Annotated in this window: 8 protein-coding genes; 4 read left to right on the top strand and 4 right to left on the bottom strand. The window is 74.1% G+C overall.

Features of this window, described 5'->3' with window-relative positions; genetic code table 11:
• Window positions 1–40: 40 nt before the first annotated feature.
• Both C8E97_RS25050 and C8E97_RS25045 read right to left on the bottom strand, forming a co-directional pair.
• Window positions 41–832, bottom strand: a complete 792-nt coding sequence (locus C8E97_RS25050) for an ABC transporter permease (protein ID WP_425470586.1) — start codon at window positions 830–832, stop codon at window positions 41–43.
• Window positions 829–1,761, bottom strand: coding sequence for an ABC transporter ATP-binding protein (locus tag C8E97_RS25045; protein ID WP_246019147.1), 933 nt, complete (start codon window positions 1,759–1,761; stop codon window positions 829–831). The genes C8E97_RS25050 and C8E97_RS25045 overlap by 4 nt, the downstream gene beginning before the upstream one ends.
• Window positions 1,762–1,898: 137 nt before the next feature.
• Between C8E97_RS25045 and C8E97_RS25040 the strand changes: the two genes are divergently transcribed.
• Window positions 1,899–2,516 carry a DUF998 domain-containing protein gene (locus tag C8E97_RS25040; protein ID WP_121007917.1) on the top strand — a complete coding sequence of 206 codons (618 nt, stop codon included), beginning with the start codon at window positions 1,899–1,901 and terminating at the stop codon, window positions 2,514–2,516.
• Window positions 2,513–4,543 carry a glycosyltransferase gene (locus C8E97_RS25035; protein ID WP_121007916.1) on the top strand — a complete coding sequence of 677 codons (2,031 nt, stop codon included), beginning with the start codon at window positions 2,513–2,515 and terminating at the stop codon, window positions 4,541–4,543. Before C8E97_RS25040 ends, C8E97_RS25035 begins: the two co-directional genes overlap by 4 nt.
• Before the next feature lie 352 nt (window positions 4,544–4,895).
• Here the strand turns inward: C8E97_RS25035 and C8E97_RS25030 are convergent, their stop codons facing one another.
• Window positions 4,896–8,555 carry a patatin-like protein gene (locus C8E97_RS25030; protein ID WP_121007915.1) on the bottom strand — a complete coding sequence of 1,220 codons (3,660 nt, stop codon included), beginning with the start codon at window positions 8,553–8,555 and terminating at the stop codon, window positions 4,896–4,898.
• Between the two features lie 275 nt (window positions 8,556–8,830).
• On the bottom strand, window positions 8,831–10,414 hold the full coding sequence (mptB, locus tag C8E97_RS25025; protein ID WP_121007914.1) for a polyprenol phosphomannose-dependent alpha 1,6 mannosyltransferase MptB: 1,584 nt from the start codon (window positions 10,412–10,414) through the stop codon (window positions 8,831–8,833).
• A gap of 96 nt (window positions 10,415–10,510) precedes the next feature.
• Between mptB and C8E97_RS25020 the strand changes: the two genes are divergently transcribed.
• Window positions 10,511–11,242 carry a helix-turn-helix transcriptional regulator gene (locus tag C8E97_RS25020; protein ID WP_246019146.1) on the top strand — a complete coding sequence of 244 codons (732 nt, stop codon included), beginning with the start codon at window positions 10,511–10,513 and terminating at the stop codon, window positions 11,240–11,242.
• Window positions 11,239–12,684 carry a Fe-S cluster assembly protein SufB gene (gene sufB / locus C8E97_RS25015; RefSeq protein WP_121007913.1) on the top strand — a complete coding sequence of 482 codons (1,446 nt, stop codon included), beginning with the start codon at window positions 11,239–11,241 and terminating at the stop codon, window positions 12,682–12,684. Before C8E97_RS25020 ends, sufB begins: the two co-directional genes overlap by 4 nt.

The raw sequence follows: 12,684 nt of genomic DNA, 5'->3' as shown, positions 1-12,684 counted from the left end.
GGGTCCGCGAGGGCCGCCCAGGTCAGGAGAGTCGCCCAGGTCAGGAGAGCCGTGTGGTGCGGGCGGCCAGCGCCGCGGCCGCCGCGCCCCAGCCGAGCAGCACGAGCACCGGGCGCAGGCCGGGCGCGGAGCCGTCGACGAGCGCGCCGTGCAGGCCCTCGGCCAGCGCGGCCGACGGCAGCAGTTCGACCGCCGTGGCGAGCCAGGGCGGCAGGCTGTCCACGCCGACCGCGACGCCGCCGACCATGAGCAGCAGGAACCACACGATGTTCGCGAGCGCGAGCACGATCTCCGCCCGCAGCGCGCCGCCGAGCAGGACGCCGAGCGCCCCGAACGCCAGGGTGCCGAGCACCAGCAGGGCCACGGCCCACAGCAGCCCACCCGCGCCGGGCAGCCGCCACCCGAGCAGCAGGGCCGTCCCGGCCAGGATGACGACCTGCACGGCGACCACGGCGAACCCGGCGGCGACGCGCCCGGCCACCAGCAGCCAGCGGGGCAGCGCGGTGGCGGCCAGCCGCTTGAGCACGCCGTAGCGGCGGTCGAACCCGAGGGCGATGGCCTGCCCGGTGAACGCCGACGAGATGACCGCCAGCGCCAGCATGCGCGCGGTGGCGGAGGCGACCCGCGGTTCGGGCAGCGGGATCACCGTCATGAGGCTGAGCCCGATGAGCAGCGCGACCGGGATCAGCACGGTCAGCAGGACCTGTTCGCCGTTGCGCAGGGTGAGCAGGGCTTCGGTGCGGGCCTGCGCCCACAGCATCCGGCCGAGGCCGCCGCGCCCGGGCGCGGGGGTGAAGGTGCCGGGTGGGAACCGGGTGGTGTCCGCGCTCACGACCGCAGCTCCCGCCCCGTCAGGTCCAGGAAGACGTCTTCCAGGCTTCGTTTGGCCACCGTCAGCTCCTCGGCCAGCACGCCCTGTTGGGCGCACCAGGACGTCACGGTCGAGACGACCTGCGGGTCGATCCGCCCCTGCACGAGGTAGCCGCCGCGGGTGGCCTCGCGCACCCGCATCCCCTCGGGGAGGGCGTCGGACAGCAGCGTCAGGTCCAGGCCGGGTCGGGCGCGGAACCTCAGCTGCTGCTCCTCGGTCCGGTGGGAGGTCAGTTCGGCGGGTGTGCCGGCGGCCACCACGCGGCCCGCGTCCACGATCACGACCCGGTCGGCGAGCGCCTCGGCCTCGTCCATGAGGTGGGTGGTCAGCAGGACGCTGACGCCGTCGGCGCGCAGGGCCGCGACCAGGTCCCACACGACCCGCCGGGCCTGGGGGTCCATGCCGGCGGTCGGCTCGTCCAGGAACACCAGTTCGGGGCGGCCGACCAGCGCGCAGGCGAGCGACAGCCGCTGCTGCTGCCCGCCGGAGAGCCGCTTGTAGGGCGTGCGGCCCACGCCGGACAGCCCGAGGACGTCGAGCAGCCAGGCCGGGTCGAGCGGGTCGGCGGCGCAGGTCGCGACCAGCCGCAGCATCTCGTCGGCGCGCACGCCGGGGTAGCCGCCGCCGCCCTGCGGCATCACGCCGATGCGGGGGCGCAGCTCGGGTGCGCGGGGGTCCAGGCCGAGCACGCGGACCTGTCCGCCGTCGGCGCGCCGGAACCCCTCGCACACCTCGACGGTGGTGGTCTTGCCCGCGCCGTTGGGGCCGAGCAGGGCGAGCACCGTGCCGCGTTCGAGGGTGAGGTCGAGTCCGTTCACCGCGACGACCGAGCCGTATCGCTTGACCAGCCCCGACACTTCCACGGCAGGGTGCTGGGGGTGCGGGCTCACGACGGCAGAGCCTAGGGCGTGGCGCGCCCCGGCCCGGTGGTGGGGTCAGCCCCACCTGGCCCCTGGGGGTCGCCTCAGGGTTTCCTCGGGGGTGTTCCGGATAGTTTCGCCACCCGTTCGGACGACAGGATTCCCTCGTGACGGAGATCCGGGGGGAAAGACGCGCGGCGGCCTTGCCGCTGGCGGTCGCGGGCCTTGTCCTGTCGCTGTTCCCGATTGTCTACCTGCACGTGGCGTCGGTCGGCGAGTTGAGCCCGATCAGCCACACGATCAGCGATTACATCTTCGTGGCGCACGGTTCCGGGCTGCTGGCGGTGACCGCGCTGTCGCTCGCGGCGGCCTCGGCGGTGCTGCTGGCGGTCCTCGTCCGGCGGGGTTTGCCCAGGCGGGGGCCGGTGACGGTGCTGATGGGGCTGTGGGTGGGCGGGCTGACGGTCGCCGCGGTGTTCCCCACGGACCCGACCGGCACGCCCACCTCGTTCTCCGGCGCGGTGCACCGGTACGCGGGTGCGGTGATGTTCGCGAGCCTGCCGCTGGCGGGGTGGTTGATTTCCCGTCGGTTCATTTCCAGTACCGCGGTGCGTCGTTTTTCGGTCGCCGCGGGGTTGACCTCGTGCGCATTCATGGTGAGCCACGTGACGCTCAGCTATGAGGGGGCCGTGTTGCTCGGGCTTTTCGAGCGGGTGCTTTTCCTCATGCTGTACGGCCTGCTGTTCGCGCTGGCCGCCGCGGTCGGGCGGGAGGCGCGGTCGTGACGTGGCTCGCCGTCCTGCTCGCGGTGGTGGGCGCCGCGTTCTTCGCGTTCGCCGCGCGGCTCCAGCACGACGCCGTGCACGCCGCGGAAGGCGCGTTGCGGGTGCTGGACCTGCTGCGCCGCCCGCGGTGGCTCGCGGGGCTGGTGCTGCTGGTCGTCGGCGCGGCGGTGCACGCGGCGGCGCTGGGCATGGCGCCGTTGAGCGTCGTCCAGCCCGTCGGGGTGCTCGCGATCGGCATCACGGCCGTGCTCGACGGCCGTCGTCGGGAGCTGCCCGCCGTGGCGCTCACCACGTTCGGCGTCGGCGCGTTCGTGTTCCTCGCGGCGGGCAGCGCCACGGCCACCCCGGTCGCGCCGGAGGCCGAGCTGACCGCCGGGCTGGTGGCGCTCGGCCTGATCGCCGCGCCGGGCCTGCTCGGGGTGCTGGCCGCCGCGCCCACCGCCCGCGCGCTGGGCTTCGGCGCGGCGGGCGGTGTCGCCTACGGCTACGTCTCGGTGCTCATGCGCTCGGTGTCCCAGGACGTCCAGCAGGGCGCGGTCGCGTGGTCGACCGGGCTCTCGGCGGCGGGCATCGCCGTCGCCCTCGTCGTCGGCGGCTGGTTCATCCAGCACGCCTACGCCGCCGGGCCGCCGCACCTGGCGGTGGCCTGCCTCACCGTGGTGGACCCGCTCGTGGCCGTCGGCATCGGCGCCGGCCTGCTCGGGGAAGCCACCCGGACCAGCGGGCTCGTCGCCCTGGCCGAGGTCGCCTGCGCCGCGGTCGCCATCGGTGGCGTGGTCGTGCTGGCCCGCTCTCCGGAACTCCCTGTCCTTCCCGCACTTCCCAGATCGGAGACCATCGTGAACGACGGACGCGCCATGCGGATCGTGATCGCCGCGGAGACGTTCCCCCCGGACGTCAACGGCGCGGCGAGGTTCGCCCACCGGCTCGCCACCGGCCTCGCGGGCCGCGGCCACGACGTGCACGTGATCGCCGTCGACCCGGTCGGCGTCGCGCGCACCGAGCACGTCGACGGCATCACCGTCCACCGGTTGCGGTCGCACCGGACGCCGTTCCACCGCACGTTCCGGATCGGCCTGCCGTGGCAGGTGCGCGGCGACGTGCGCGAGCTGCTGACCCGGCTGACGCCGGACCTGGTGCACGTCCAGGCGCACTTCGTGGTCGGCCGGTACGTCCTGCGGCAGGCGGCGGAGCTGGGCATACCCACGGTGGCCACGAACCACTTCATGCCGGAGAACCTGTTCGGCCACGCCCGCGTGCCCGCGTGGCTCCAGGGCGTGGCGTCGCGCTGGGCGTGGCGGGACCTGGTGCGGGTGTTCGGCGCGGCGGACGTGGTGACCGCCCCGACACCGCGCGCCGTGCAACTGCTGCACGACAACGGCTTCCCCGAGCGCGCGGTGCCGGTGTCGTGCGGCATCGACATCGACCGGTACCGCCTGCGCCCGGCCGTGCGGACGAACGACGCGCCGACGGTGCTGTTCGTGGGCCGCCTGGACGAGGAGAAGCGGGTCGACGAGCTGCTGCGCGCGGTGGCCCTCGTGCCCCGCCTGCACGCCGACGTCGTGGGCGACGGCTCGTGCCGCGCGGAGTGGGAGCTGCTGGCGGCCGACCTGGGCATCGCCGACCGCGTCCGGTTCCGGGGTTTCGTGGGCGAGGAGGAGCTGCTGGACGCCTACCAGGGCGCGGACGTGTTCTGCATGCCGGGCATCGCGGAGCTGCAGAGCCTGGCGACGATGGAGGCGATGGCGGCGGGCAAGCCCGTGGTGGTGGCGGACGCGATGGCCCTGCCGCACCTGTGCCGGCCGGGGCGCAACGGGTGGCTGTTCACGCCCGGTGACGTGGCGGGGCTGGCGGAGCGCCTGCACTCGGTCGTCTCGGACCCGTCGGTGACGGCCCGGATGGGCGCGGCGAGCAGCGAGCTGATCTCGGCGCACGCGATCGAGTCGACCCTGGAGACGTTCGAGGCGCTGTACGCGCGGGCGATGGGCCTGCCGCTGGTGGTGGAGCGGGAGGCGCTGGCGGCGTAGGCCGCGGGCCGCCGGTGGGGTCCGGCGGCGGTGGGCCGGGGATCGGGGGCGGTGCGGCACAGGGGGCAGGCACAGAGGGGGCAGGCACAGGGGGCGGGCGTGGGGGATCGACGTCGGGATCGGGCTTCGGGGGACGGTGCCCGTGGACCGGCGCTGGGGATGGGGCGACGGGGCCGGGGGATCGGTTGCCGGGGGGCGAGGGCCGGGGATGAGGTCGGGGGTTCAGGGGGCGGGTGCCAGGGGGTCGGGCATTCACAGGGCTGGGGATCAGGCGCCCACGGGTGCCGGGGGATCGGGTGCCGGTGGGCGAGGGGGAGCCCGCCGGCACCCGGCGCGCCCGGTGCCGGGCGCGTCAGTCCCGGTCCACCCCGGTGGCCCGCAACCGCGCGATGCGGCGCGCGACCCGGAGCCCGCCGGGACCCAGCGCCGGCTTGCCGGAGGCGTCCACGGTGGTCAGGAAGCGGAACAGCATGGCGTGGCCCTCCAAGCGCTTGAGCAGCCCCTCGGCCACGTCGTCCTCGAAGTCCACGAACGACGACTGCTCCACCAGGTTCCGCGCGATCCGCCGCCGCGCCTTCAGCGGCACCCACCAGGTCGTCACGAGCAGCAGCACCAGGCCGAACGACAGGGCCGTCGCCAGCACCGCCTCCCAGCCCACGAACCGCAGCTCGAACACCTGCACGCAGGCCGCGACGAGCAGCAGCGCCGACCCGTACACGGCCGCCCACCCGGCGGTCGCCGCGGCGGGCGGCTCGGCGTGCTCGGTGCCCCACATGCCGTCGACCCGCCGCCACCGCTGCAGCGAGCGGCCCAGCCGCAGCGACACGACCGCGCCGAACGCGATGGCCACCGCCGTGCCCGCCACGACCAGCGTCGCGCTCATGTCGTACAGCCGGTACCGCACCACCGCCCAGATGCCGACCACGATCAGCGCGACCACCCCGAGCCGGGCCAGCAGGCGGGGCCGCAGCCGGATTCCGCGCAGCACCGCCAGCGGCGTGCCGACCGGCGCGGGCAGGCTGCCGATCAGCAGCAGGCCCACCACCACGAGCACGACGCCGACCACGGCGACCACTCCGGTCACCACCTGCTCACCGGACCCGCCGCCCGCCACCGCGCCGCGCGTCCGGTCGACCGCCAGCGCGATCAGGGGTATGACCGGCGACAGCAGCACCAGGCCGTGCAGGAGCGTCCCCGACCGCAGCGCGGCGTACCCGAACGCGGCCAGCAGGGTGCCGCTGCCGAACGCCGCCGCCGGGCCGACCGCCCACGGCGGCAGCAGGTCGAACAGCGCCAGCACCAGCAGCGCGCCGCCGAGCGCGAACCCGAGCAGCCCCAGGAACTGCGCGAGCCGGCCGCCCCTGGTCAGCCCGGTGATGGTCCAGTAGGGCAGCAGCGCCGCGCCGCGCAGCGCGCGGGTGAGCGGCTTCGCCGGGCCCAGGCCCGAGTTCTCGCTGTCCGCCACGGTGATCGCCACCGCGGCGGCCGTCGCGGCGGTCCGGATCACCTGGTCGCTGGACGCCTCCTGGGACAGCGGCTCCCGCCCGATCCCGGCGCGGTCGAACGCGCTGAGCGCCTCCATGCCGATCTCGACGCGCTCGGCGTCGCTACGCACCGGCAGCTTCGCCAGCAGCGCCGCCTGCTCCTCCAGGAACAGCTCGCCGCGCGACCGCCGGTCCGCGCCCTCGGTGCGGTCGGCCAGGATCGCCGCGCGCAGCGCGGGCAGCTCCTCGCAGATGATCCGCACGTGCAGGCCCCACGCGCCGAGTTCCGCCAGCGCCTGGCAGGTCGGCGGGTGGTCGCCGTCCGGGTCGGCGTAGATCGCGGTCAGCTCCTCCACCGCCCGCTCCACGTACGGCGCGAGCCGGTCGGGCACCCCGTCGCCGAACAGCTTGCCCACCAGGTCGTCCACGCGTCGCCGCGCGCGCTGCTCCGGTGGCGCGTCCGAGGCGGTGAGCCGGTCGATGCGCAGCAGCCGCTGCGGGTCGAACACGACCTTGCACAGCATGGTCGCGCCGTCCAGCCGGCCCCAGATCCAGTCGTTCACCCGCCACGACCGCTTCAGGAAGCCGGCGAACCTGCTGAGCGACGCGCCGCCCGCCTTGTCGTCGGGCGTCACGCTGTAGTCCGCGAAGGCGTTGCGGGTCTGGAGGCTGATCTGGACGAGGTCGACGGCCTGGTCCGACCCGCCGCGCGAGTCGTCGGCCAGGCAGGTCGCCGCGACCTCCAGCGCCAGCACCCGCGACAGCAGGAGGTCGTTGCCGACCAGCCCGGCCGCGGTCTCGCCGTCGGTGCGCGGCTCGGCCAGCAGCGCGCGCCACGACCGCAGGCCGGCCATCCGCACCCGGTCGTCGTCGAGGCGGTCGAGCACGTCGCGCGCGTCGCCGAGGATGCCGCCGATGCGGTCCACCTGGACCCGCACGCGCTGCCCGACCCCGTCCGCCGAGAGCATCGCCGCCGCGAACGCCTCCACCCGCTGCTCCCAGTACGCCTGGTTGAGCGGCTGCCGCCGGCTGGTCGTCCACCGGGCGTCCAGCTCGGCCCGCGCCGCCCGCAGCTCGGCCCGCAGGTCGTAGAGGTTGGTGCGGGCCTGGGCCAGCCTGCCCTCGGCGGCCAGGTCCGTCGGCACCACCCACACCAGGCGCTTGAGCAGGTCGAGCACGGCGGAGGCGAGCCGGTCGGCCATCCCGACGCCCCAGGGCCAGCCGGTCGCGGGCAGCGCCGCGGGCTGCGGCCGGCCGGGCACGTACGGCAGGCCGCCCCACTTGGCCAGGTGCGCGCGCTGCGCGGCCTCCGCCGCCGCCCGGACCCGTTCGAAGGTCCACCCGGCGGCGTTCGCGCCCGGCACCTCGAACTGGCGGGCGGTGACGTCGCGCGCCGCGTGCCGGATGCGCACGTCCTCGTAGTGGTCGTGCAGGGTGGCCGCCAGCGCGTACAGCTTCGCGGTGACCGAACCGCCCGCCGCCAGGCGGTCCAACAGGGCGCTGCGCCCGCCGCGCCGGGAGGCCGCCAGGCGGTTGTGCTCCTCGATCCGCTCCACGTAGGTGCGCCCGCTCTGGCGGGTCAGCGCGTTGAGCAGCTTCGCGCCCGTCCCGATGGTGCTGGGCGGCGCGCCGTCCACCGGCGCGGTCGGCTCGGTCGCGGACTCCGGCGCGTGCGGGAAGACCAGCAGCATCACGCGCCGCACCGGGCCCTCGGCGGGCATCCGGTCGATGGCCTCCAGGGCTTCCCTGGTGGGCGTGTTGACCAGGACGCCGCCGTCCACCGCGTACCGGGACCGGTTGTCCGCGCCGTTGGCCCACGACGCGACCTCGGCCATGTTCGGGCGGTCGCCGCCGGCGGCCTCGGCGGTGACCGGCACGAACGACGGCTCGAAGGCGAACGGGAACGACGCCGACGAGCGTGCGGCCAGCGCCAGCCGGTCGACCAGGGTCGGCAGCCCGTCGGCGGTGAAGTCGTCCCGGCCGCCCGGCTCGCGGCGGAACGCGAAGCTGCCCTGGTGGGACGACTGCACCAGCTCCTGGCCGAGGTCGTCGTGGGTCACCGTCGGCACGCCCGCGAGCAGCGTCGTGGTGATCCGCAGGTCCACCGGGCGCTGGTCGGGCGGCGTCGGCTCGAAGTCGGTGGTCAGCCGGTCGAGCGCCTCCCGCAGGCGGGGCAGGAAGAACTCGTCGCCCTTGAGCAGCGAGACGGGCGAGCCGCGGAAGGGCGTGCGGAGCAGCTGCTCCATCCGGCCCTGCTCGGCCCACAGGTCGCGCAGGCGGTCCAGCTTGGCGTTCGCGTTGACCTGCGACAGGGCGAGGGCCGCGCCGTTGATCCCGCCGGCGGAGGTGCCGGTGATCACGTCGGCCCTGGCCGTGCTGCCCACCACGTCGAGCAGGTCGGCGTACGGGCCGTCCGCCCTGGTCAGGCGGTCCAGTTCGAGCACGACGCCGCCCATCCACACGGCCAGGCTGACGCCGCCGTTGAGCACCACGGCGAACCTGATCTCCTCCTGCGGCACGTCGGCCATCGCGCTCCCCTCCCACGGTGAGGTCGGGCTCCCGGCGTCGGGCGGATCTTCCCAGGGTCGCCGGCAGGCCGCCCGTTGGTGGCAACGCGCGGCGGCCCCGCCGCGTTACGGACGGCGGGTGAACGGCAGCGGAAGACCGCGTTCTCCGCCGATGCCGGGCGGCGGGCGGTGCGGGTGCGTCGGGTGGTGCGGCAGGCGGCGGGCGGTGCTGCGGTGCCGGGCGGTGCTGCGGGCGGTGCTGCGGTGCGGGTGGTGCTGCGGGCGGTGCCGGGTGGCTACGTCGCGTGCGGGAGCGGGTCGCGGCGGATCAGCGGCATCACCTGCTTGCGCGCCACGAACAGGCAGACGCCGAACGCGAACAGCGCGCCCAGCACCGCCTGCGGCACGATGTAGGCGCGGCCGTCGAAGGCCGAGCCGGTGGGCGGCAGGATGACCGCGATCACGGCGCTGGCGCACGTCGCGAACAGCCGGAAGCGCTTGGCCAGCACCGCCGTCGCCAGGGGCAGGGCCGCCCACAGCACGTACCACGGCTGGAGCACCGGCCCGAGCACCAGGACCGCGCCCAGGCCCGCGCCCAGCCCGTTGACCGCCTTGATCCGGCCCCGGAACGCCTTCCACAGCAGGGTGGCCGCGATCACCACGGACACCGCCTGCGTGACCAGGCGCATGAGCGCGATCATCGCGTCGGTGTGGTTGCCCAGGCCCAGCAGCAGGCCGAGGCCGCCGCCGAGGAAGCCCATCGCGGTGGGCGGCGACATCCAGCTCTTCACCGTGCCCGCCACGTTCAGCGTCTCGATCCAGCCGAAGCCCAGGCCGGTGCCCAGGCAGGTGGCCACCATCACCACGCCGGACACGACGGTCAGCAGCAGGGCCGACTTCAGCAGGTCCGCGAACGAGCCGCCCATGCGCCGGGCGATCATCACGCCCAGGAAGCCCAGCGCGAGCGCGGCCGGGATCTTCACGGCCGCGCCGAACGTGATCATCGTCGCGCCGAGCGAGATCCACAGCAGCTCCTCGCGCGTCATGGGCGTGCCCGGCGTCGTGGGCATCCTGCGCAGCGCCAGCTCCAGGCCGACCAGCATCAGGCCGATGGCCAGGCCCTCGTTGTGCACGCCCACGACCAGGTGGAACAGCACGAGCGGGTTGGCCGCGCCCAGCCACAGCGCGCTCACCGGCGGCACGCCGAACCGGCGGGCCAGGCGCGGCAGGGCCCAGACGATCATCGCCAGGCCGACCAGGACCAGCAGCCGGTGCAGGAAGATCCCCGGCAGGACGCTGTTGCCGGTCACCATCGAGATGACCCGGCCCATCGCCAGGAACAGCGGGCCGTAGGGCGCGGGCGTCTCGCGCCAGATGTTCGGCACGTTGGTGGTCAGGGGGTGGTCCACGCCCAGGGCGGAGGCCGGGCCCAGCTCGTAGGGGTCCTGGCCGTTGGCCGCGATCTGCGACTGCGCCAGGTAGCTGTACACGTCGCGGCTGAACATGGGCAGCACGAACACCAGCGGTGTGATCCACATCAACAGCGTGCGGTCGAGCTGGCTGCGCGACACCAGCCGCGGCCGGCCCGGCCGCGCGAACCTGCCCAGCCACAGCCACGCCGACACGATGAGGAAGACGCCGGTCCACACGACGGCCATCGCCGCGCTGGGCATCCGGGCGAACAGGCCCAGGACGGGCGTGCCGGGCAGCGGGCTGAACACCGGCGCCGCGCCCGTGCCGAGCGCGCCCACGACCATCAGCAGCGCGCCCACGGTGCCCCAGCGGCGGATGATGTCCAGTTGTCGCCGTTCCGGGGCGTCGAGGGGACCCGCCTCGCCCGTCCCGTCCCGGTCCGCCATCAGCAATCCGCCCGCCGTCACGCCCGGAAGGGTAGCGACCCGGTCGCGCGCGTGAGTCGGGTCACCCGCGCCGGAGCCCTCTTTGCGGTCACCGGGGAAATACGCAACACTGGTGTTGTGAAAAACGTCGGGACCGACCCAGCCACCGTGCCCGCCGGGCACGACGGCCGGACCCGGCACGGCGTCGCCCGCCTGCTGCTGGAGCAGGGGCCGATCACCGCGGCGTCCGTCGCGGAGCAGCTCGGCCTGAGCCCCGCGGCGGTGCGCAGGCACATCGACGCGCTGGTGGCCGACGGCGAGGCGGTCGGCAGGGAGGCCCCGAGCCGGGGCAGGCGCGGCCGGGGTCGTCCGGCCAAGCTGTTCCTGCTGACCGAGCAGGGGCGGGCCCGCTTCGGGCACGCCTACGACGACCTGGCCGTCGCCGCGCTGCGGTTCCTCGCCGAGCAGGGCGGGGAGGAAGCGGTGCGGGCCTTCGCCGAGCGCCGGGTGGCCGCGTTCGTCGCGCAGCACCGCGACGCCATCGCCGGGCAGACCGGCTCCGCCGATCGGGCCAAGGCCCTCGCGACCGCGTTGACCAGGGAGGGCTACGCTGCGTCCGCGCGGCACGTGGGGGCAGGCGAGCAGCTGTGCCAGCACCTGTGCCCGGTCGCGCACGTCGCCGCCGAGTTCCCGCAGCTGTGCGAGACCGAGACGGCGGCGTTCGCCGACCTGCTCGGCACCCACGTGCAGCGGCTGGCGACGATCGCCCGCGGCGACGCCGTGTGCACGACGCACATCCCGAACACACCCCCGCTCAAGGTCGGCCGCGACGCCGACACCCGGACTTCAGATGGAGGGGAGCCCGCATGACTGCCGCTGCCGAGCAGCGCACCACCACCGCCCCGCTCACCCAGGAAGAGACCCTGGCGAGCATCGGCAACTACGAGTTCGGCTGGGCCGACTCGGACGTGGCAGGCGCGAGCGCCCGTCGGGGACTGGACGAGGACGTCGTCCGGGACATCTCGGCCAAGAAGGACGAGCCCGACTGGATGCTGGAGTTCCGGCTCAAGGCGCTGCGCCTGTTCGACCGGAAGCCCATGCCCACGTGGGGTTCCGACCTCTCGGGCATCGACTTCGACAACATCAAGTACTTCGTCCGGTCGACCGAGAAGCAGGCGGCGACCTGGGACGACCTGCCCGACGACATCAAGAACACCTACGACAAGCTGGGCATCCCGGAGGCGGAGAAGCAGCGCCTGGTGTCCGGTGTCGCCGCCCAGTACGAGTCCGAGGTCGTCTACCACAAGATCCGCGAGGACCTTGAGGAGCAGGGCGTCATCTTCCTGGACACCGACACGGCGCTCAAGGAGCACCCGGAGCTGTTCAAGGAGTACTTCGGCTCGGTGATCCCGTCCGGCGACAACAAGTTCTCCGCGCTGAACTCCGCGGTGTGGTCGGGCGGCTCGTTCATCTACGTGCCGAAGGGCGTGCACGTCGACATCCCGCTCCAGGCGTACTTCCGGATCAACACCGAGAACATGGGCCAGTTCGAGCGGACGCTGATCATCGTCGACGAGGGCGCGTACGTGCACTACGTCGAGGGCTGCACCGCGCCCATCTACTCCTCCGACTCGCTGCACTCGGCGGTCGTGGAGATCATCGTCAAGAAGGGCGGCCGCTGCCGCTACACGACGATCCAGAACTGGTCGAACAACGTCTACAACCTGGTCACCAAGCGCGCCAAGGCCGAAGAGGGCGCGACGATGGAGTGGGTCGACGGCAACATCGGCTCCAAGGTGACCATGAAGTACCCGGCCGTGTTCCTGATGGGCGAGCACGCCAAGGGCGAGGTCCTCTCGATCGCGTTCGCGGGCGAGGGCCAGCACCAGGACGCCGGCGCGAAGATGGTGCACATGGCGCCGCACACGTCGTCCACCATCGTGTCGAAGTCGGTGGCGCGCGGCGGCGGTCGCACCTCCTACCGGGGCCTGGTGCAGGTCAACAAGCGGGCGCACCACTCGAAGTCCACCGTGAAGTGCGACGCGCTGCTGGTGGACAACATCAGCCGGTCGGACACCTACCCGTACGTGGACGTCCGCGAGGACGACGTGTCGATGGGCCACGAGGCGACCGTCTCCAAGGTGTCCGAGGACCAGCTGTTCTACCTGATGTCCCGCGGTCTCAACGAGGACGAGGCCATGGCGATGATCGTGCGCGGGTTCGTGGAGCCCATCGCGCGCGAGCTGCCGATGGAGTACGCCCTCGAGCTGAACCGCCTGATCGAGCTGCAGATGGAAGGGGCCGTCGGCTGA

The organism is Saccharothrix australiensis, assembly GCF_003634935.1.
Classification (GTDB): Bacteria; Actinomycetota; Actinomycetes; order Mycobacteriales; family Pseudonocardiaceae; genus Actinosynnema; species Actinosynnema australiense.
The sequence above is the reverse complement of the archived record's forward strand: the minus strand, read 5'-3'. Positions and strand labels throughout refer to the sequence as shown.

Excerpts from the sequence above, each read along its gene's own strand:
- C8E97_RS25030 (WP_121007915.1), bottom strand. The coding sequence starts at position 8,555 with ATGGCCGACGTGCCGCAGGAGGAGATCAGGTTCGCCGTGGTGCTCAAC.
- sufB (WP_121007913.1), top strand. The coding sequence starts at position 11,239 with ATGACTGCCGCTGCCGAGCAGCGCACCACCACCGCCCCGCTCACCCAG.